The sequence below is a fragment of the Rothia sp. 88186D007BW genome, assembly GCF_053544215.1.
Window position 1 is genome coordinate 1 of the sequence record NZ_JBPPTR010000013.1, and the last position, 21,658, is coordinate 21,658.

14 protein-coding genes and 1 tRNA gene are annotated in these 21,658 nt (G+C 56.9%); 5 read left to right on the top strand and 10 right to left on the bottom strand.

Annotated elements, in window-relative coordinates; all coding sequences use genetic code 11:
* The 4 genes from ACEE09_RS08065 to ACEE09_RS08080 all read right to left on the bottom strand — a co-directional run.
* Window positions 1-462 (bottom strand): hypothetical protein (locus tag ACEE09_RS08065; RefSeq protein WP_449083682.1); only part of this gene is annotated, 462 nt, incomplete at its 3' end.
* 39 nt (window positions 463-501) lie between these two features.
* The gene (locus ACEE09_RS08070; RefSeq protein ID WP_449083684.1) at window positions 502-864 is read right to left on the bottom strand and encodes a MarR family transcriptional regulator; all 363 of its coding nucleotides are present in this window, start codon (window positions 862-864) and stop codon (window positions 502-504) included.
* A 213-nt stretch (window positions 865-1,077) separates the two neighbouring features.
* On the bottom strand, window positions 1,078-1,275 hold the full coding sequence (locus tag ACEE09_RS08075; RefSeq protein ID WP_449083686.1) for a hypothetical protein: 198 nt from the start codon (window positions 1,273-1,275) through the stop codon (window positions 1,078-1,080).
* Between the two features lie 902 nt (window positions 1,276-2,177).
* A complete protein-coding gene (locus ACEE09_RS08080; protein ID WP_237223456.1) occupies window positions 2,178-2,408 on the bottom strand; it encodes a helix-turn-helix domain-containing protein in 231 nt (76 codons plus the stop codon).
* A gap of 113 nt (window positions 2,409-2,521) precedes the next feature.
* Here ACEE09_RS08080 and ACEE09_RS08085 point away from each other — a divergent pair, with 113 nt between their 5' ends.
* The gene (locus tag ACEE09_RS08085; RefSeq protein WP_449083770.1) at window positions 2,522-2,887 is read left to right on the top strand and encodes a helix-turn-helix domain-containing protein; all 366 of its coding nucleotides are present in this window, start codon (window positions 2,522-2,524) and stop codon (window positions 2,885-2,887) included.
* On the opposite strand, the gene ACEE09_RS08090 is transcribed toward ACEE09_RS08085, so the two are convergent.
* From ACEE09_RS08090 to ACEE09_RS08100, 3 genes are all read right to left on the bottom strand, one after another.
* Window positions 2,844-2,920, bottom strand: a tRNA-Met gene (locus tag ACEE09_RS08090). The two genes, ACEE09_RS08085 and ACEE09_RS08090, sit on opposite strands and share 44 nt — an antisense overlap.
* Before the next feature lie 157 nt (window positions 2,921-3,077).
* Window positions 3,078-6,113 (bottom strand): UPF0182 family membrane protein, encoded by a 3,036-nt coding sequence (locus ACEE09_RS08095; RefSeq protein WP_449083688.1) that lies wholly within the window; start codon window positions 6,111-6,113, stop codon window positions 3,078-3,080.
* A 167-nt stretch (window positions 6,114-6,280) separates the two neighbouring features.
* A complete protein-coding gene (locus ACEE09_RS08100; RefSeq protein ID WP_449083690.1) occupies window positions 6,281-7,366 on the bottom strand; it encodes a YlbL family protein in 1,086 nt (361 codons plus the stop codon).
* Window positions 7,367-7,528: 162 nt separating this feature from the next.
* Between ACEE09_RS08100 and ACEE09_RS08105 the strand changes: the two genes are divergently transcribed.
* Window positions 7,529-8,917, top strand: coding sequence for a zinc-dependent metalloprotease (locus ACEE09_RS08105; protein WP_449083692.1), 1,389 nt, complete (start codon window positions 7,529-7,531; stop codon window positions 8,915-8,917).
* A 159-nt stretch (window positions 8,918-9,076) separates the two neighbouring features.
* Here the strand turns inward: ACEE09_RS08105 and ACEE09_RS08110 are convergent, their stop codons facing one another.
* Window positions 9,077-10,903, bottom strand: coding sequence for an ATP-dependent helicase (locus ACEE09_RS08110; protein ID WP_449083694.1), 1,827 nt, complete (start codon window positions 10,901-10,903; stop codon window positions 9,077-9,079).
* Window positions 10,904-11,110: 207 nt separating this feature from the next.
* Between ACEE09_RS08110 and ACEE09_RS08115 the strand changes: the two genes are divergently transcribed.
* The gene (locus tag ACEE09_RS08115) at window positions 11,111-12,094 is read left to right on the top strand and encodes a phosphotransferase (RefSeq protein ID WP_449083696.1); all 984 of its coding nucleotides are present in this window, start codon (window positions 11,111-11,113) and stop codon (window positions 12,092-12,094) included.
* 89 nt (window positions 12,095-12,183) lie between these two features.
* Here the strand turns inward: ACEE09_RS08115 and ACEE09_RS08120 are convergent, their stop codons facing one another.
* Together ACEE09_RS08120 and ACEE09_RS08125 are read right to left on the bottom strand one after the other, a co-directional pair.
* Window positions 12,184-15,873: a UvrD-helicase domain-containing protein gene (locus ACEE09_RS08120; protein WP_449083698.1), complete on the bottom strand. Its 3,690-nt coding sequence runs from the start codon at window positions 15,871-15,873 to the stop codon at window positions 12,184-12,186.
* 9 nt (window positions 15,874-15,882) lie between these two features.
* Window positions 15,883-19,308, bottom strand: coding sequence for an ATP-dependent helicase (locus tag ACEE09_RS08125; RefSeq protein ID WP_449083700.1), 3,426 nt, complete (start codon window positions 19,306-19,308; stop codon window positions 15,883-15,885).
* Window positions 19,309-19,446: 138 nt separating this feature from the next.
* On the opposite strand from ACEE09_RS08125, the gene ACEE09_RS08130 reads away from it, so the two are divergent.
* Window positions 19,447-20,133 (top strand): exonuclease domain-containing protein, encoded by a 687-nt coding sequence (locus ACEE09_RS08130; RefSeq protein WP_449083702.1) that lies wholly within the window; start codon window positions 19,447-19,449, stop codon window positions 20,131-20,133.
* 79 nt (window positions 20,134-20,212) lie between these two features.
* Window positions 20,213-21,553: a threonine/serine ThrE exporter family protein gene (locus ACEE09_RS08135; protein ID WP_449083704.1), complete on the top strand. Its 1,341-nt coding sequence runs from the start codon at window positions 20,213-20,215 to the stop codon at window positions 21,551-21,553.
* Window positions 21,554-21,658: the final 105 nt, after the last annotated feature.

Below are 21,658 nucleotides of genomic sequence, written 5' to 3' on the forward strand. Positions count from 1 at the left end.
AGCCTGACTAGGTGAAACGTTATTTTGCTGAAAGTTATCCACAGACCGACCCTCTCTACCGGCATTTTTTGCCGGTAGAGTCTGGCTAGGGGAGACTTCCCACTCGCCAGTGGTCTCATTGAGCTCTCTTGAAAGCCGCAAGAGCTCGATTTCTTCGGGTGACTCGATGTAATCAGGCAGGGTATAGGTGTCTACCTGTGGGTGCAAGATGATCAGGTCAGCTCCCCTGCCTAGCCCGAATTCACTGCGTTGGCGCTCTGTGTGTAGCAGGTCAAGTTCACGGAGTTTTTTGACTGCTTCGCGTACAGCACGTTCTTTGTAGCCGGTGGTTGCAGCGAGGACTTCTTGACCAGCGTCGTAGATGCCGTGGTGATTGCAACGGTTAGCCAGCTGAAGCAATACTTTGTATTCTGCGCCTTTGATGTCTTGCTTCATGGCCCAGGTGATGTGTTCTAGTGTCATGGGTAGCTTGATTTCTACTTGTTGAATCTGGTGAAGGTCTTAGCGGCTGAGCCTCTGTGCCGGGGCTTTATTCTGCTGCTTGTGTTTCATGAGATAGGGCGGCTTGGTTCCGGTGTTCTCCAGATGCAAGACGATGGTGTTAGTAGGGTGAGGCCCAAATTCGCCGGAGTAACGGCGTTCACGGTGCAGCAGGTTCGCTTCTTCAAACTCGCGTAGGCTTCTCATGATGGTGGATTTGCTCTGACCGGTCACGTAGGTGATGAAGTCGATGCCTTTGATTCCTTCGCGGTCTGAGAAATAGCCCTCATCGTCTGCTGTGATGCCGAGAAAGTGCAGCAGCTGGTATTGAGCTGGGCTTTTCAGCTCGTGTGTGAGTGACCATTCGTAGGCCTTGTATGACATGAGTGTAGCTTTCTATCAGGCGGTGTGATTATGCATGTAGAATTGATGGGCGTGATACTTTGTGCCTCAGCACAGCGGGTTAGCTCTCTGAGGTACAGGGTTTTACGTGGCTGAGTCTGGTTTCTTCGATAGGTAAGATCATCTGAGGTTCTCCAGATTTCAGTGAGCAGGCCGCTTGTTCCCTTGAAGCAGGTGGCCTGCTTTTTTGTGCCCTCATGGTTTCGTCCCGTTGAGGCCTGCTAGTGCTATCCAGATTTCTGCGTGGGTGATGTTGTGGGCCATTGTCTTGACCGCTAGTTCTTTTTCATCGTGCAGGAGGTTGTAGCGGATAACGCGGGCTGTGTTGCGGTGTTTGCCAGGGCGTAGTGCCGGTAGTTTTTCGCGTTTTTCGTAGGCCTTGATTTGGGCCATGAGTTCCCTGCTGGCGGTGCCTGCTTTGTAGGTGGCCAGTGTTTGGATGGGCCGTGTTTTTGGGGTACGGAGAGGTAGCACCTCCGCAGGTCTCTGATGAGGTTTTACCTCTTTTTCGTGTCCAATCATCGTTCTCTTCTCTCAGGAGTAAGATAAAAAATATTCAGCATTTCCGATTGTTTTAAGGCTGGCTATGGCTCTATCACCACCGCATTTGCGAAAGCCGGAGCGTATCCGCAGGATGGCTTCTGCATACCAGTACGCTTCTGCACACAAGCTGGAAATTATTCAGGTTCGAAGGGCTTACCAAGTTGCTAGAACAGGTCAAAAATGTTTTGTCACAGTTCTGGGAGGTAAACGGAAACAGGACACCTGGTTTCATCACCAGTGGCCACCAGCGGGAACGAGCATCTTGGTAGATGCATCTATTGCTTATGGCCCCCATCATCAGAGAAAAACTATGTACGTTTCCAAAATCCTGGACTCCTTTCCCCCTGAACACTTCAGTGCCTATTGGCGATGGAGAAGGGGAATGTCCATTATTTTCTGGTTAGCTTGTCTGTGTTTCCTCTTTGAGTGGCTACTGTTTCTTACTGTTCTGCTTTGTCAGAAACTGTTTTCATGGCTGGGTATTCTCGGTGTCTGGTTAGGCAACCTCGTAGGATCCAAATTCCCCATACGAGCCTCCGACCATAAGGAAGAGATGACGGCCTCTGACTACGAAGAGCCAATGGAGTCTTCTCTCGCCCCCACTGACGATTGCCATTACGGGGATTCAAATTTTTCAGATGGTGGCGTCACCATACGACCCCTTAGCGCGGAGCAGCTAAGACAGCTTTATGAGGATGATGGTTTTCGCCAACCGAACCCGTAAATGTCGCTGTGAGCTGGTCGGTTCCTGACTAAGCTGGTTGCGCTTGGCGCGCTTGAACTTTATAGAAGATTTCAACGTCAATGCCCAGGTGATTGGCAAGTAGCATAAGCTCATCTGGGTCAAAGCGTGTGCGGTTGTTGAAGCGGTCGCTGGTTGATGCGGTTGAAAGACCGAGTAGACTAGCGACCGCTTTTTGCGTAAGGCCTGCGCGGGCTACTTCGGCGCGGACGTTGGCGGCAATCTGTTCAGAATAAGTCATGGCTTAAATCTATTCGGATTTTTCGTATCACGCAAGCAGTAAGATTCGGATTTTTCATATTTTTTCTGCATATCCTGTTGGAATCACGGGATTATCTGAGTATAGTTGGGGATATGACCAACATAATCACCAGCAATCAACTGATCTCCCGCGAAGTTAAGGCAGCCATCGGTCGACAGGATATGAACCAGCGAAAGCTAGCTTTCGCAATGGGCATTAGCCCTGCCGCCCTTTCAGACAAACTCAACGGCCGTAGCAACTTCTCTGTCGATGATTTACTAATAGTTGCCGGCACTCTTGGGCTATCACTTGACGAACTTCTAGGATCAGCCCTGGTTAATTCACGAGTGCCTTCGCCTTCTTACTTTGAAGACGAAAAGGGCAAGAAAAAAGTCGCCCCGATCGGATTCATACCGAACGGGACGACTTATCAAATGGTTGCGGGGGCAGGATTTGAACCTGCGGCCTCCGGGTTATGAGCCCGGCGAGCTACCGAACTGCTCCACCCCGCGGCGACTCATATAACTATACGCACTTATATTGCTACACGCAAGTCAATATAGGCTTTTGTGATTCACTCTACATTTACCTAGGCAAAAGGACGCCGTCTGCCCGCTCAGTGCGGGAGGCGGCGTCCTTACCATCACCAGGCCACTAAAGCCCTACCCCCTAGTTGGAAGGTGAAGGGGTGGGGCTAGCCTGGGTACTTGCGGTACCTTCAAGCCCCTCGGCCTCGATAGCGCGTTGCAAAGCCTCATTCAGGCGGGTCTGAGCCTCACCATAGGCGGCCCAGTCACCAGCCTTCATAGCGGCGTCCGCATCCTGCATAGCCTTGCGAGCCTCCTGCAAGGCACCGGTCAAGCTGGCACTATCAGTACCAGGAGCAGTACCATCGGCAGCCTGAGCGGCCTCAGCATCACTCACACCGGCATCAGCAGCAGTTTCAGCGCCAGAAGAACCGCTAAAGAGTTCATCCAGGGCCTCATCCAGGGTGGGGGCAAAGCCTACCTGCTCACCAAAGCCCACCAGCACGCGGCGCAGTGAGGGGTAAGCAGCATCGCCCGAAGACTGCACGTAGACCGGCTGCACGTAGAGAATACCGCCACCCACAGGCAGAGTCAGCAAGTTACCGTTGATAACGTCCGAAGCGCCCTGACGTAGCAGGTTCAACTCAGTTGATACAGCCGTATCTGAGTTAAAGACATTCTGCGCCTGACCGGGTCCAGGAACAACCGAAGAGCGAGGCAACTCAAGCAAGGTTAGCTTGCCATAGTCCTCAGCCTTCTGCCCGTCCTTACCAGTACCGGCATCACCATTGGCTGAAAGGAAACCGTACATGACGTTACGGGTGTTGCTATCTGCCTGCTGAGGGATAAAGCTGGTGGTCAAAGAGAAGTTAGCCTCTGATTCCCCAGGCATCTGCAAGGACATGTAATAAGGCGGCAAAGGCTGACCACTATTATTAGTCGGATCGTTAGGGATAGACCAGAGGTCATCACCAGTGTAGAGGCTGTGGGCGTTATCCACATGGTAGGCGTTCAAGATTTCACGCTGCACCTTGAAAAGATCCTGAGGGTAGCGCACATGCTCAATCAGCGAGGCGCTCATCTCACTGTAAGGGCGTACCGTATCAGGGTAGACCTTCTGCCAGGTCTTCAGAACTGGGTCCTGGTCATCCCAGGCATAAAGAGTCACTGAACCGTCATAGGCGTTGACAGTAGCCTTCACCGAGTTACGAATATAGTTGACCTGCTGGTTAGGCAGAGCCTGTGAAATACCGGTAGCAGTCTCAGAATCAGAAGTCGCATTATCAAGCTGAGCAGCCTGCGCGTAGGGGTACTGATTACTGGTGGTGTAGGCATCCACAATCCAGAGCACCTGGCCATCAATAATCGCCGGGTAAGGGTTACCATCAACAGTCAAGTAAGGGGCAACCTTCTTCACACGCTCAGAAGGGTCACGATCATACAAAATCTGCGATTCAGGGCGCACAGCATCCGAGAGCAGAATATCTGAAGACTGGAACTTAATAGCGTACGCCAAACGGTTAAAGGCATGACCAATGACCGGGCCGCCATTACCGCTAAAGGTGTACTTAGCGTCCGCACCGCTTTCATCATCAGCAGTCTGGGGGCGGTCAAGCTCTAGCGGCTCATCATCTGAGGTGCCACCAACAATAGAATATTCCGGTGAACTCTGGCCAAAGTAGATACGCGGCTCATAATCACTACTAATCGCGCCAGTTGCCTGAATACCTGACTGAATGAACTTAGGCTTACCATCAGCCTCAACCTGGTTACCATAGGCGGCGATAACACCATAGCCGTGGGTATACACTACGTGCTGGTTAACCCAGGAAGAACCGGCATTCTGGTCAGGGTTAAGCTCGCGGGCGGCGATAACAGTATCAGTCTCCGTGCCCTTGATGGAATAGCGGTCAACAGAAAGGTTCTGCCCAAACTGGTAGTAGGGGCGGAACTGCTGCAACTGAGCAAAAGCGCCAGATACTACATTAGGGTCCAGCAGGCGGATGTTAGAGATAGTCTCACTCTCACCGCGCAGGGCACCTGCGGCGGTAGAGGTAGTAGCGTCATAGTTCTGAACATCAAGCTGATCAAGACCGTAAGCGGTGCGGGTAGCGTCAATATTGCGCTGAATATAAGGGGCCTCAACAGCCTGCTCGTTAGGCACTACCTGGAAACGCTGCACAACCCAAGGGTAGATTCCCCCGGCGACCAGCGAAGCAATGACCAGCACAGCAGTACCAATCAGAGGTAAACGGAAATTACCGCGAACAGCTGCAAGCACAAAGAGCGCAGCCACCAGCAAGGAGGCTACCGCCAAGATAGCGTTAACCGGAATAATGGCATTGACATCCCGGTACATGGCACCAGCCCAAGAACCTGACTGGTCCTGGGTGGCAGTGTAGCGAGAAAGCCACAGGTTCACGGCACGCAAGAGAATAAAGAGGGCACCGAGCACAGCAAAATGACGGCGGAAATGCACGGTCGTTGTAATACCGCGCTCCCCCACCACAATGCCACCGTAGAAATAGTGCATGACCAGGGCTGCCATGGCAGAGAAAATAATGGCGGTACTCAGCAGGCCCGTGACCATATTCAGGAAGGGCAGGGTAAACATGAAGTAACTCACATCAAGACCGAACTCGGGGTCTACGCTGCCAAAGCTCTCACCCTGGAAGAAGAGCAGAACGGTCTCCCACTGGGTCATAGCCCCAGCGCCGACAAAAGCACCCAGCAAGGCTGGCACAGCAATCAGCAGCACCTTACGCATGCGCTCAATACCCTGACGGTAGCGCTCCATATTCTGGTTAAAGAGGTCCTGCACATCGCCATAGGGGTTAGGCAGAGGGTTGCCATCGGCATCACGTCGAGGGCCTGTAGCAGATCGGGGGCGGGGAGCCTGTAATTTCCCATGCTTATAGGCGTAGAAGAGGCTGGCCCAAACAGCGATACCTACAACGAGAGCTGCAACCAAAAAGACGGCACCGCGGGTCAGGTTTTGGGTAATGAAAACCTTCAGGTAGCCCAACTGGTCATACCAGAGGACGTCGGTGTACACCTGGGTTGCAAAAACGAAAGCTACGACCAAGGCGGCAATAATTGCCACGGTGGCGGTCAGCGGCCGGTTTCTACGTTGAGGAGCGCGTGATGGTGAACGGGGAGGAGTGCTTCCGGTACTCACGGGTATCCTTCAGTTGTGTTTTGTGTCTGCCGCACGAATGCGGCCTGTATAAGGGGTGCCACCGCACAGTGGGCGACACTACATATAAGACACTATTTTGCCAAAGAAAACCACGAGTTACGAGAGCAGGCTTAGTATTTCAGCTCTAGGGTAAGTTCCCCGCCGCACTAGGAGCAGGTGGGGAAGGCAGCAGGGTCCTCCCCCTGACCAATACGGGTCACAGCATCCACAGCCTCATCGAGTGTTGAGACCTTAACAACCTTAAGACCACGTGGCACCCTGCCAACCACATCATCACAGTTATCTGCCGGGGCCAAGAAAACTGTGGCACCAGCGTCCGCAGCACCCCGCATCTTCTGCTCAATGCCGCCGATACTACCGACTGTGCCGTCCGAATCAATGGTTCCGGTGCCAGCAAAATGCACGCCCCCGGTCATCTGCCCCTCAGTCAGCTCATCAATAATGCCCAAAGCAAACATCATGCCAGCAGAAGGGCCGCCAACCTCTTGCAGACCATAAGTGACAGTCATAGGGAACTCAAAAGAGCGGGCAATATACAAACCCAGCACATAACGCTGCCGCTGCTCATTATAAGAAGGAGTGAGAGTGACCTCCTGCTCCTGCCCATCACGCACCACAGTAACAGTAACCGGGTTCCCAGCGGACGCATTCACCCGCTGAGTCAATTCAGCGTAGCCCTCAAGCACCTGACCATCGAGGGCAGTCACAACGTCCCCCTCACGCAGGATCCCTTGGCTAGGGCCGCCCTCACTAGTACCCGAGACCGTCAAAATTTCGGTGTAATCAATACCCAACTGAGTCAGAGCAGCAGCCTGCGCCACCTCCTGAGAGTTGGTCATATCAGCGCTATTTTGCGCACTCACTTGCTCCCTCGTAACCGAAGGATCATAAATCAAATCACTGGGTAAGACAGCCGTAGAGTCCTCTAACCAAGTAGCAAGAGCCTCAACTGCAAAGAGAGAAGAATTAGGGCCACCAGCAACAGACACCGTGGTCATATCAAGATTGCCACCCACAGGGTAAGTCTGGGCACCCTCAATCTCAATCAGCGGCTTACTATTGAACTCACCAATGGTATTGAAGGTAGGGCCGGGCGATTCGGCCACAAAATTAACCGGAACCACCAAAGAAAACGTCGACAGGCCCAAAGCACCCAAGGCACTCACCGTCCGCAAATCAGCCTTACGCTTACCAGGCCGGACACCTGCATCTTTCCTCTGAGAAAAAACCATAGAACTAGCCTACTAGCAAAACCACCCCCTCAGGACCCTCCCCTCAGCAAATTCTCACTCGGCTCAGGGCTAAAAGAGCCCCAGGGCACACACCAGGGTAGGTAGGCTAGGGAGAAATAGTAGCGGCGGGCGCCGCAGCCCCCTATTGAAACGAGGCAGAACGTGACCAACAACCCCTACGACTCAGCTGGCCGTGACCCCCTTGAAGAATTCCTCAAAAAGCTACAAGAACAGGGCTTTGACCCCACAGCCATGAACGGGGCCGCAGGCTTCGATGCCGACGCCCTTAAAAATATGGGATTGGTCATCGACCCAGCCATGCTCTCAGGCATCTTCGCCCAAGTAAACTCCATGATGAGCGCCCAACCCAGCAACGGCCCCGTCAACTGGGACATGGCCAAGCAGCACGCCCGCCAAGTACTAGCCCTGGGCAAGGACCCCTCCGTCACCTCCACCCAAGCCGGTGCAGTACGAGATGCCGCCGCCCTCGCAGACCTCTGGCTAGACCCCGTCACCATCTTCGAACGTCCTGCCTTCACCGTTGAAGCCTGGGCAAAAGCAGAATGGGTGGAGAACTCCTTTGACACCTGGAAAGAAATCGCTAGCCCCGTTGCCGAAGAAGTCTCATCAGCTATGAACTCCTCCATCCAGCAACAAATGCCCCAAGACATGGCCGGCATGCTCGGCGGCGGCAACATCTTCGCTGGCCTAGGCGGAATGATGTTCGGCATGCAAATGGGCCAAGCTATCGGCAAACTCGCCGAAGAAGTCGTCTCCTCCACAGACATCGGAATCCCCCTGGCCCAAGGCCGCTCAGCCCTGATCCCCTCAGGCGTTGCTGCCTTCGGCCAAGGCCTAGAAATCCCTGCCCAGGAAGTCATGCTCTACCTAGCCGTGCGAGAAGCTGCCCTAGTGCGCCTGCACAAGACCAACCCCTGGCTACGCGAAGACATCATCGCCCTCATCACCCGTTTCTCCCGCGGAATCCACGTTGATATTGAGCGCATGCAAGAAGCAGCCCACACCATCGACTTCGACCCCTCAAACCCCGAAGCCATGATGGAAGCCTTCGCCGGGGACATGTTCAAACCCCAACTCACCGAAGACCAGCAACTCGCCCTAGACCGGCTCGAAACCCTCCTTGCCCTGATCGAAGGCTGGGTCAGCCTCATCACCGAACAAGCCAGCAAAAACCTGCCCACAGCCCCACAACTGGCTGAAACCATGGCCCGCCGCCGCGCCACCGGCGGACCAGCAGAACACGCCTTTGCCCAGCTCGTCGGCCTTGAACTGCGCCCCCGCAAGATGCGCGAAGCCCTAGCCTTCTGGCGCCACTACGAAGAAAACCACGGCTTTGAAGCCCGCGACCAGCTCTGGGAAGGCCCCGAAACTCTACCCACCAGCGAAGACCTGGACGACCCCACAGGCTTCACCTCCCGCCGCGCCCTGCTCAACGCCAGCGAAGACGAATTCGACGCTGCCCTCGAAAAGCTCCTAGCAGGCGGCTACGACCAGCCCACCGAAGAGACTGACAGCAAGGACAAAGAATAAGCGCTTCCCAGAAAAAGGAAGAAACCCCTAAGACCGCTCAGCCGGGATAGCCGCCCCGCTGCGGCACCAACTGCACAGTGCGAGTACGGCAGGTAGAGCGCACCACCTCAACCTCCGGGCGGGAGGCGGGAGCCGGCAAAATTTCACGGGAGCTAGCCACTAGAGACCCCGAGGAGCAATGTCATTAATAAAACGCGACCGCTTACGCCCAGCCCTCCCGCCAGGGGTACGCGACCGCGACCAGCTCAGGGTCAAATAAGAACGAGCGCGGGTGATACCCACATAGAAGAGGCGGCGTTCTTCATCTACTTCATCACTAGTTTGGGCGAAAGAAATCGGCATGAGCCCCTCATTGAGGCCGCAGAGAAAAACCGCCTCCCATTCAAGGCCCTTAGCTGCGTGCAAGGAGGCGAGAGTGACCCCATTGAGAGAGGGCGCATCCCGATGCTGGGAGCGCTGGATGAGCACAGCAACCAGCTCGTAGAGAGAGAACTCCGGCGGCAGGTCGGTAGCACCATTAGCGGACGCCTGCTCCCGCGCCTGGGCGCGTTCATCAGCAAGGCGATCAGCCAGGGAGACGAGGGTTTCTAGGGATTCCCAGCGGGCCCGCTCCTGGCCTGAGCGTTGGGGAGCCTTAGCAGACCAACCCAAGTTCTTAAGGTTATCTCGCACCAGCTGGGTGACGCTATCAGTGGGTTCAGCCCCCTTAGCTGCGCCCTGGAGCATGCTCAGGGCTGCGCGCACCTCAGGGCGGTCAAAGAACTGTTCTGCACCGCGTAGCTGATAGTTAATTCCGGCATCAGTCAGGGCTTGTTCTAGGGCAGCAGACTGGGAGTTGGTGCGGTAGAGCACAGCAATATCGGCTGCCGGTATGCCTTCTTTATCGATGAGGTCTTTGATATCTTCAGCGATACCCATCGCTTCTTGTTCATCATCTGCGTATTCAAACCATTCCGGCTTAGCCCCAGGCTCCCGCTGGGAGACCAGTTCTAGGGGCGGCGCCCAAGAATAGCGGGTGGAATCTGGCATCTGACGGCGGGCAGCTAGCAGGCGATTAGCCACATCAACTACCTGCGGGGTAGAACGGTAGTCACGCACCAGCTTCACCACGGTAGCGCCCTCAAAACGGGTGCGGAACTCAAGGAGATGACGGCTAGTTGCCCCAGCAAAAGAGTAGATGGTCTGGGAGGCATCGCCCACCACGCACAAATCATCGCGCCGCCCCAGCCAGGCCTCCAGTAGGCGCTGTTGCAGGGGCGAGACGTCCTGATATTCATCGACCACAAAGTGGCGGTACTGCTGGTGAATCTGGGCGGCAATATCGGGGTTTTCTTCAATAACTGCAACAGTCAGCAGCAAGATATCTTCAAAGTCAATGACGTTGCGCTCATCCTTAAGCTCCTCGTAGGTGCGGAGCAGGCGCACCATGTCAATGGGGCTAATATCTGCCGGTAGCTCCCGGTCAGCCAGATGAGGCATGAGAGAATCAGCCGTGAGCATAGAGACCTTAGCCCACTCAATTTCGCTGGCAAGATCACGCACAATAGCCCGGTCAGTAGCTAACCCCAGGCGGCGAGCCGACTCAATAATAAACTGGGACTTATTCTTAATAATCTCCGGCAGAGCACCACCAATAGCCTGAGGCCAAAAATAGCGTAACTGGGCCAGAGCAGCTGAGTGAAAGGTTCGAGCCACTACCCCAGCAGCCCCCAGCTGGCGCAGGCGCACCTTCATCTCTTCAGCCGCCCGGTTAGTGAAAGTAAGAGCCAGCACAGCCCGCGGGTTATAGCGGCCAATGGCAATACCGTAGGCGATACGGTGGGTGATAGCACGAGTTTTACCGGTACCAGCACCAGCCATCACACACATAGGCCCAGCAAGCTCAGTAGCAACACGGCGCTGCTCAGGGTCAAGACCCTCAAGGATAGCCTCAGCATTGGGGGCTGACAGAGTAATAGGCTGGGCCCTGAGCTTATCGTGATTCATGGTGCATCTCCCCTACCCTCGCAGTTATCACTGGCCATACGCGCTCACGCCAGCTTACTAGTCTACCGCCCACCAGCGCCCACCTGCTGGGGGTAGCGGAGCTGGGGGCTGCGTCCTGACCCTGTGCCGGACGTTCTTGGGGCCAATGAATCAATTTTTCTCCCCTTCATTTCGGGTTCAGTCCAACTTCTCTTGTACCCTTAAAATGTGACCTCAACACCTCTTCAACTTGCCGCCATCGTATCAGCGGGGGTGCCCGGGCTCTACCCGGTAGCCGCCCTGCCCTCAGCCGACGACGCCCTAGACTTCGACTCGGCCATTATCATCGACTCCACCAACAAACGCTGGAGGGTACGCGCCCCCAAGCACCCAGAAGCTAGCGTGCGCCTAGAAGCAGAGCACGTCATCCTGCAATCCTTCACTCCCGCCCTGCGCGCCCGCCTACCCTTCCTGGTGCCTACCATCGTTGGCACCGTCCCCTTAGACGGGCGGCAGGCTTTCATCTACACCCACATCCCCGGTACCCCCCACGATATCGATGACCTAGCCGCCATCTCGTGCGCCACCGGCAGCGGGCAGGCCAATATTGCCGATGACATCGCCAAAAATATTGCCTCCATCCATGTTTTTCCCACCACTATCGTGGAGGACGCTGACCTGCCGGTCTATACCGGCCAGCAGGTACGCGAGCGCCGCCTTGCAGAACTAGACCTGGCTGTAGCTACCGGCAAGGTACCGTCGGGGCTGCTGACCCGCTGGGAGCAGCAGCTCAACAATTCGGCTATGTGGGACTTCCGCCCCCGCACCATTCATGGGGATTTGAACGAAGATAACCTTGTGCTTGAGCAGAAGAAGATTGTTGAGATTACCGGCTGGTCTGAGGTGTGTGTGGGTGACCCTGCTGCTGATTTCGCCTGGCTCTATGCCTGTGAAGATCCTCTTTTTAGGGAGAGGGTTTTTGCGACCTACCGTCAAGAGATGCCTCAGGAGCCTGACCGTAATCTTGAGGCCCGGGCTAATCTCTACGCAGAGTTTGGTCTGGCCCAGTGGCTGGTGCGTGGAGTTGAGTTAGAAGATCGGGTCATGATTTCAGAGGCTGTCTCCATGCTTGACCATCTGGAGGCAGAGCTGCGGGCTGTTGGTGCCCTTGAGCCGACCTTTGATGAGGAGAAGCCCCAGCCTTTGGACTAGAACCAAGGGCTAGAACTAGGGCTAGGGGGCTAGAGTGCTAGGGGGCTAGGGCCTCTCACTGCTCTGGTGTCCGTAGCTACTGTGGTGTTTTAGCTTTTCTGGTGCCCTAACTGGCCTGCTCCTTGCAGGGCTTTCTCTAACTCCTCGCGCGTGGAGAAGTGAGTCACCTCGATGCTCTGGCCGGTAGAAGCATAGAAGAAATGAGCTTCTATATTTTCTTCGGCTACACCGTGCAGGCGGGCAAAACCCAGCCGGTAGAGAGACAGCTGCACTGACCGCTCTTTGAGCTCCTTTTTGGTGCGCGGTGGGCGGCCGGTCTTCCAGTCCACCAGCTCCCAGATAGTCGCACCGTCCCCGTCTGTACGGGTAAAGATAGCGTCAATTCGGCCACGGACCGTTACCCCCGCAAGCGGTGTTTCAAGGGGGTACTCTAGGGCCCAGGGGGTGCGATGAGCCCAGGGGCTTTCTAAGAAGTTCTCACGCAGGGCCGGGATATTCAGCTCTTCTTCGGTGCCCTCATCATCGAAGTCTTCGTCCATATCCAGCATGCCAGTGGTGCCAAAGTGCTCTTCTACCCAGCTGTGGAAGATAGTTCCCTGGCGGGCTGCAATCCCTGGTTTTTGGGGCATGGGCCGGCGCATATTGTCGATAACAGCTTGCCGGTCCTTGACCAGGTTGACCAGCAGTGAAGCTGAGATATGCCCCGGCAGTTCAAAGGTGCTGTTTTCTGCTGGGGCTGCCAGCAGGCTCAACAAGAGGTCAGTTTCTTCTTGCCAGTCCTCAATGGTGCCTTGGGTTTCGTGAACCTGGTCGGGGGTTAGCTCAGGTAGAGCCTCATAGGCTTGGGCTAGTTCAGCAGGGGCCAGCCCGCCCCGTAGCACGTTATGGGCTGCACGCTCAACCACCTGGCGAGGGCTAAGCCCGGTGAGCTCTCCCTGCCTGGGAGTGTTCGGGTGAGGTGTTGGCCCTGCCGCTTCAAGTTCCTCTAGCGATGCCCAGGTCATCTGGTGGGGCCCCTCCAAGGGGTCAAAGGGCCACAGGGCGGTAGTGATAGTAGCAGATTGGGGGTTGACCGCACCGACCTGGTCGGGGTCAAGCTCACTGATTATCTGTGCAAGGTCAGCAGCAGAGTCAAGCAGCTCATCAACAAAGGTAGACATCAGCCGGGGCTTAGCGGTGGTCCCCTTCCAGGCTGAGGTGGTTAGCACCAGCAAGGAGCGGGCGCGCGTGTAGCCCACATAGGCAAGGCGGCGCTCTTCCAGGGTGCGGTGTTCTACCGCCTGATCTGAGAGCTGGCCCATGAAGTCACCTAGGTCTTGCAGGTGTTCGAAGTCTGACCGCCAGCCGGGGAGGTAGGCGGCGTCCCCGCGTAAGGGCCAGGGCAGGGTGTCTGCCTTCTTGCTCCAGCGTTCGTCCTTAGAATCGGGGAATTCGCCCTCTGCCATGCCCGGTATGTAGACCTGGTCCCATTCCAGGCCCTTTGAGGCGTGCACGGTCAGAATCTGCACCGCATCATGGCGGGGGGCTTCTGCCGCCATTTCAAGCCCAGCTTCTTGTTGGGCGGCAGCATCAAGCCAGGCCAGAAACCCACTAATGCCCGATGCCGATGCGCCAGTGGCGCTCAGGGCAAAGCGGACGCCGCTCTCCCCCTCTTCTAGAGGCTGACCATTAGCAGCAGCCAGCAAGAGGGCGTTCACGCGCGGGGCGGTGGACTCGTAGCTGGCAGCCACATCGTAAAAGGCATCAAGATTTCTACGGGCTGAAGAAGAGTGGGCACCAGGGCGGGCCGCTAACTCTATATCCAACAGCAAGGTCCGCTCAATTTCGCTGATAAGGGTGGTCAGATCATCGGCGGTGAACTGACGCAGGTAGGTCAGCTCCCTTGACACAGCCTGTAGACGGCGTAGACCCTCGGCAGTTATTGACCGGCCGCTGCGCGCTGAGGCCCAGCCTTCCGGGGGCAGGTTTTCAAGTGCTTCTACCAGGGAGGCCCCGTCCGTCACATCAGGGGCAGCGGCCTCTAGCAGGCGCCGGTAGTCCTCAGCGGACGCCGGTAGCTGCTGGTCTGCGTCCTTAAGCTCTTGGGCGCTGGTGGCGCCACGTTCAGCAGCATCTGCCAGGGCATGGGCTTCATCAAGGATTTCTTGTTCGGCACGAAGGGCAGCGGCCTGGGCTGTGATACCGAACCTAATTTCAAGTTCGCGTTGGCGTTTGAGGGTTTCTGCCCATTCGCCAAAGGCCAGCAGGTCAGAGAGGCCCAGTCTCCAGCGGGCACCGGAGAGTATGCGCATGAGGGCATCGGAGCGGCCAGGGTCACTGAGCACCCGGAGCACCGCAACCAGATCCACAATTTCTGGGGTATCAAGTAGGCCACCGAGCCCTACCACCTGGTAGGGAACACCTAGCTCATCGAAGGCTTCTTGGAGCGGTTCCATCATGGCCCGTTTCTTACACAGCACAGCCATAGTGGGCATCTCGTGTAAGGGCCGGCCCGTAAAGGCCGAGCGCTGCTGGGCAATTATTTGCCCTAGCGAACGGGCCTCGTGCAGGTCTGTTAGATACTCCCCGACCAGCACACGCCCCTTGTCTGCCTGGGGGCGGGCCACCAGCGGCGGGACATCAATAGAATGGGTGCGCTGCACCCAGTCAGGGGTGGTGGACAGGGGCTCTGCTACCCGGTTAGCAGCAGCCAAAATAGCGGTGTCGTTCCTCCAGGCCACGGTCAGGTAGCTGGCGGTGCGGTCCTCTGCCGGGAAGTAATCATAGAAACTAAAAAGCTGACCGTCTGAAGCCCCACGGAAACCATAGATAGACTGCTTAGGGTCACCCACCGCCATAACAGGGTGGGCTGGGGCCTCAGCTCTTGCCCCGAAGAGGTCAGAGAAAAGCTGCATCTGGGCATGAGAGGTATCTTGGAACTCATCTAGCAGCACCACCTTGAAGCGTTCTCGCTCAGTATGGGCAGCCTGCGGCACTGACCGGGCAATCTGAGCCGCCTTGGCAATCAAATCACCGTAGTCCATCACCTGCATCTGCTCTTTAATAGCTGAATAGCGTTTGACCAGTTCAGCATAAAAAATCCGCAACTGTAGGCCCTGAACTAGGGCCCGCTGCTCAGTGGTCGCCCCCTTAACCGTGGGCTTCCCCAGATGCTCCACCTGCTGTAAGGTCTTGGCGCACCAGGTCATGACCTCATCAGGGCTCACCAGATGTTCGGCACATTCAGAAGAAAGTTTGATGATGGACTCCACCATCGTTGACTTGGCAACGTCCTTTTCAGGTAGCTTACCCTCATAATGCTCCACAATCTGGGCCACCAGCTGCCAGGTCTGGGCACCGCCTAGCATCTGGGCGTCATCTTCTACACCAATACGCAAACCGTACTGCTGTACCAGGGTATTAGCGTAAGAGTGGTAGGTAGAGATAGTAGGGTCGCTGGTGACCTCCTCAGCCCCCTGGCCGGGGGTTTCTTTCACCAGCCCCTGGCGGCGTAGCTCTTCGAGGCGGGAGCGCATGCGCTCGCGTAACTCCCCGGCAGCCTTGCGGGTGAAGGTCACACCGAGCACCTGGTCAGCCCGTACCAGCCCGTTAGCAACTAGCCAGACCACCCTATCGACCATGGTAGCTGTCTTACCGGACCCGGCTCCTGCCACAACCAGGCGGGGTAGCAGAGGGGAGCTAATAATAGCGGATTGTTCTGGGGTGGGTAGGGGGCGGCCCAGAGCCCGTGCAATATCTTCAGGGCTCAGCAGGGCATCTTGTGGCGTATTCTCAGTCATGGTTCTCCCTTACTGGGCGGGGCGGACGGTGATAGCTCGGCCTCGTGAGCAGATGGGGCAAATATCGGGCAGAGCACACCCGACCCCAAAGGCACCACCTGCCGTATGCCGAGCTTGCAGGTGCTCCCCCGCAATGAGTTCAGCAGCCCGGTTAATCAGCTCAACAGCCCAGGTGCTCTCAGCACTCAGGGGGGCCTGTTCCTGCTCTGAATAGCTCTTGGTGGATCCACCCACCTGTAGGAGCAGGGCACCACCGGAGAGTTCATGAAGCCCATCAAGTACCGGCACCTGGGGCGGGTGAGGCTTCTTCACTTCCCCTTGGCCCTCTTGGTGAAGGGCCTCATAGTCTAGGGCTTGTTTCATAAGGGCCCCGGCCCCAGCTTCCAGGGCAACCTGGTAGGCAGCGAGCTGGGGATGCTGTTCAAGGTCGGCTTGAGTGGGCTTACTCTTACCGGTTTTGAGGTCAATGATGATGAACCGCCCCACCTGGTCTACCTCAATTCGGTCTACTCGACCTGAGAGGAGGGCGTCCTTGGCTGGGCCTGGCACCAGCACACTAAAGGACCCTTCAACCCCGACCAAGGACCGCCCTTTACCTTTGAGGTCACGCACATAGTCGGCAAACTTTTGAATCATTTTCTCGGCCCGCTCGATAGTCTTCTGGGTCTCCCAGGTATCGGGTAGGCCAAGTTGCGGTAGGCGGCGGTGCAGTTCATCGCGCAGGTCGGTGCCCTTGCCTTCAGGCATATCTTCACAAATAGCGTGAATCAGTGTACCCAGTGACCGGGAGGCATCAGTTGCAGCTTCGGCGCGAGAAGCTGCAACGAACCAGTCCAAGGGTGAGCGGTGAATCTTTTCGATCTGAGAGGGCGAGACCGGGATAGGCCCTTGCCCCTCAAAGGCCGGAGCCTGAGACGAGAGCGGCAACAGACCCCACCAGGAGCTGGGGTGAGCACCAGGCAGGCTCAGATGTGAGGTTTGGCCCGGGTCGGCAAGGCGCCCCAGTAGGCGGGCGGCGGCGTCCGCCTTCTGCGGTGAAAGATGTTGAGCTTCTGCCCACTGTCGCAGCTCAGCGATCAGCGAGCGCAGGGTCATGGGGCGGCGTACTTCTGTGAGGGGGCGCTCCCCGCCGGGGGCAGGGGCGAAGATGTCAAGGAGTTCGCTGGGGGCCTGGTCGGTAGATGAAACAGCGGTGCAGACTACTCGGGTGCGGGCGCGGGAGGTGGCGGTGGCGAACATGCGGAACTCATCGAAGCGGTTAGCGCGTAGGCGTTCTAGCAGAGAGTAGCCGGTGGCGCTGCGAGTATTTTGGCTGTTGCTTGGTAGGCGCCCGGTGATAGCGTCCACCAAGTCTAGGGTGCCGAGCAGGGAGCCGCGGACGGTGGTGTTAGGCCAGGTGCCATCTTGTAGGCCGGCGATGTAGACGGTGTCCCATTCTCTGCCTGCGGCTAGGGCGGGGGTCATGATTTCTACGGCGTCCCGGTAGTTGGTGCGTTCTGCCAGGGTGTCCATGGGTAGGTCTTGGGCGTCGATGTAGGCCAAGAATTGTTCGGCGGTGGCTCCTGGCATTTGGTCGGTGTAGCGCTCTGCTGCTTCAAATAGGCCGATCATGGCGTCGATGTCTCGCCCGGCGCGGTCAGCTCCTGCACCCCCTGAGAGGGATTGGGATTTCCAGAGGGGGGCTAGTTCTGAGGCTTCCCAGAGGGCCCAGAGCACGGTTTCTGCGGTGGCTCCGGGCTGGTCGAGTGCTTTGTCTCCGGCGGTGAGTACTCGGCCTAGGCGGCGGGCGGCGGCGCTGCTTTCTCCGGTGGGCAGTAGTTGGGGGGTGATGAGGGCTTCAACGAGCAGGGCGTCGCTGTCTCGGGTTCCTCCGGCTCGGAGTTCTTCAGCGCGCAGGCGCTGGCGTAGGCGGCGTACATCCATGGTGGAGGCCCCGCCCAAGCGGGAGGTGAGTAGGGAAACTGCGGTCTCAGCGCCCAGCCCCCAGGTGCTTGTCTCCTGGTCGCTGGCTCGTAGGCGGCGGGTGTGCAGGATCAGCCCTAGGGCGTCGAGGAAGGGGCGCACGGCGGGCTCGTCACGGACAGGGGTGATAGAGGCTGCTGTTTGTACGGGTAGGCCCAGGTTGATGAGGGCTCGTTTGAGCCGGGTGACGTCTGAGCCGTTGCGCACGATAATGGCGTTGCGGCGGTAGGCCCTGCCCCGGTAGAGGTGGTCTTCCAGGATCATTTGAGCTAGTAGCTGGTTCTCCTGTTGGGGGGTTTCTACGAGCAGGCCCAGCACCTCTGCCTCTGCGCCTTCTGCTTTGTGGGGGTTGAGCAGGGCGCCGTCGTCTCCCAGGGGCAGTAGGGCTTCTTCGCTGGGTTCGTGCGGGGCGGGGGTCAGGAGGCGGTGGTGGGCTGCCCGGGGCACAGCGGGCAGGCGGGAGGCTAGTTCTGCCCAGCGGGCGGCGATAACCGGTGCCATGCGCCAACTGGTGGTTAGGTTCTTGGTGATGAGAGTGGGGAAGATATCGGGCAGGCTGGTAGCAAGGTGGGGGCTAGCGCCACGGAAGCCCTGCACGACGGTGTCTGTGCAGCAGGTGATAATGCTGGCTGGGCCTTGTGAGAGAAGGCCCTCTAGGTTTGAGGTTTCTTCTGCGCTCTGGAGGGTGAGGGAGTTGCTGGCTGTGGTTTTTAGGTATTCTGCTGACCTGCCGATGAGAACGGCCAGTAGCCGGTAGATGGAGGGGGTAAGTTCTTGGACGTCGTCGATGAGTACCAGATCGAAGCGGGCCCGTTCGGCTCTGAGTAAATCTGGGTGGGCTAGTAGGGTTTTGGTGGCCTCGTGGATGAGGGCGGCGGGGTCAAAGGCGTGGGGTGCGCGTAGGGCTCGCACTTGACGGTATTCGGTGTAGAGCCTAGCTAGGGCCTGCCATTCGGGGCGGTTATGGGCTTGGGCTAGGTCGGCAACTGCTGAGGCGGTGAGGTCGTATTCGGCTATGCGGTCGAAGAAGTCTCGCACTTCATGGCGAAAGCCGCGGGTTTCTATGGCTTGGTCTAGGTCGTTGGGCCAGAGGATGCTAGAGCCGTGGCCCTTGTGGTGCCCATCGAGTAGTTCTTTGATCAGGACGTCCTGCTCAGGGCCAGAGAGCAGTTTGGGGGTGAAATCTAGGTGGGGTAGGTAGCCTTCTAGGTGGGCTCGTCTGAGCAGGTCAAAGGCGTAGGCTTGCCAGGCGCGCACCGGGGCGGTTGAGACGGTTGCGGTGATGCGGGCTGAGAGTGCTTGGCGGAAACGGGTTGCGCTGATGCGAGATGGGGTCAGGACCAGGAGCCGGGCGGGGTCGCTACCCTGTTCGATAAAGTGGGTGGCTGCTGTGAGTAGGGCCTGGGTTTTACCGCTGCCGGGTGCGCCTAAGAGCAAGGTGTGGCTCTGGGTGTCTGTCTGCTCCTGTGCCATGGTGCACTCCCCATCGTGTGTGTTCAAGGTTCTGCCTGTGTTTCATAGTCCATCATAGGTGGCTGACATTTTAAGAGCCTGAGCGCCACTTGTCTCAAATATTATTGTGCCGCCGGTTCTATGGCTACTATCGAAGGTATGACTTCATGGACCGAGCTTCCCCGTGCTACTTTCGACCTCGAAACCACCGGCATAGACCCTAAAACTGCCCGCATCGTCACAGCCTCCTTGGTCTTGGTTTCTCCGGACGGTGAGGTCTTGCGTGCCGGTGAGTGGTTAGCTGACCCTGGGGTTGAGATCCCGGAGCAGGCCTCCGCTATTCACGGTATCACCACCGAGTACGCCCGGGAGCACGGTAAGCCTGCCCAGCAGGTAGCCTACGAACTTGCCATGGCTCTAGGTGGGCTCTTTGCTGATGGTGTGCCGGTGATTGCTTTTAACGCTGCCTACGATTTTTCGGTGCTGCATTTTGAGTTGGCTCGCCATGGTTTCCCGCCTCTGAGCTGCTACCCGGTGCTTGACCCCTTGGTCATTAATAAGCATGTGCATAAGTTTAAGAAGGGTAAGCGCACCCTTGAGGTGCTTTCTAGCGAATACGGTGTGGAGCTAGAGAACGCCCACACATCTAAGGACGATGCTCTGGCCGCTGAGCGTCTACTGACGGCTATGAGCTTGGAGTACGAAGAGATCGAGCAGCCTGCTACTGCCTTGCACCAGCAGCAGATAAGATGGGCGGCTGAGCAGGCCGCTGAGTTGCAGGACTACTTCAATCGCATTGGCAAGCAGGCAGATATCAGTGGGGAATGGCCGGTTCGCACCAGCTAGAGTAGCTGCTAGTTCCTTTTTCTGCCCCACCTCTATTAGATTAGAGAACGGCAGATACATTTCAAGCACAAGGACGATCGTGAACGAGCCCGCCCCGCCCACTAATAGCATCTATCTTGGCTCTACTCGTGCCCAGCACCAACAGCTGGTGGACCAGTCAGCAGTTGTGCTGAAGTTGGGGCTGCTTCTGATGAAATCTGGTGCTAGCGCCTACCGTGTGAAGGTTTCTATGGCCCGGTTGGCTAAGGCAGTGGGCCTTGATGAGCACCATGCTCAGGTGCATTTTACGGAAGTTTCGACTACTGCTTATACGCAGGGAAATTTTCGTACTGAGATCGCGGAGACCCGTATTAAGGGTATTTCTGCCTACAAGATTGATTTGCTCTCTGATTTTGTCTCGTCTTTGCCTGAGCGGATTGACCCAGCCCAGGCTTCTGCCGCTTTGACGCAGATTGAGAAAGCCAAGCCCCTCTACGCTCCGTGGCTTTTGGCTCTGGCTGCTGCCTGCGCTTGTGCGGCCTTTGCCTTTTTGAATCGTGGGGGCGTTATTGAATGTTCTGTGGTTTTGTTGGCTGCTTTTGCGGGCCAGTTCTTGCGTTCTACGCTGGCTCACCGGGGCCTGAACCACATGGTGGTGTGGATGCTGTGTGGCTTCTTATCAGCAGGTATCTATGTTGGTGTTATTAATTCTTTGGTAGCGGCTGAGCTTGTTGCTGATAACCACTTGGTGGGTTTCATTTCGTCGGTCTTGTACCTGGTGCCGGGGTTCCCGCTGGTGACGGGTATGTTAGAGATTTCCCGTATGGATTTCGGGTCGGGTATTGCCCGGCTGGCCTATGTGGCGGTGCTCTTAGCTAGTGCGTCTTTTGCTGTCTGGCTCACGTCTTTTGTTTTTTCTCTTCCTCTGGAACAGGCCCCGGTGCCGCAGATAGCCTCTGGCCTTTTGCTGGGTTTGTGGGTGCTGTCCTCTTTTACCGCCGCTTTTGGTTTTGCCATGCTCTTTTCGGCTACCCCTGCCTCTTGCATGTGGGCTGGTGCTATTGCGGCTGTGGTGAACCCTGGGCGTTTGCTGCTGGTGGAGCACGGTTGGGCCCCGCACCTGGCGATTGCTCTTGCTGCCTTGAGTGCCGGGGTGGGTGCGGAGCTGGTGGCCATGGCGTTGAAGCACCGTATCTCTCGGGTGTCTTTGGCGGTTCCTGCCACGGTGACGATGATTCCCGGTGTCATGTTTTATATGTCCATGGCGCATTTTTCGAATGGGAATGTTGCAGAGGCTTTGGCTATTTTTGTTCAGGTTCTGCTGATTTTTGCGGCCCTGGGCATGGGCTTGGCTCTTTCTCGTTTGCTGATGGATAAAGATTGGCTCTATGACCGTGATACTCAGGTTCTTTCCTCCCTCTCTCAGGGCCGGTTGAGGTAAGGACGCCGCCTAAAAGCTAGGTGCCCCACCCTCCTTCACGGGAGGGTGGGGCACCTTTTTGTTAGGGCCTTAGGCTTATCTGCTAGCTGGTGGACAACCGGGATA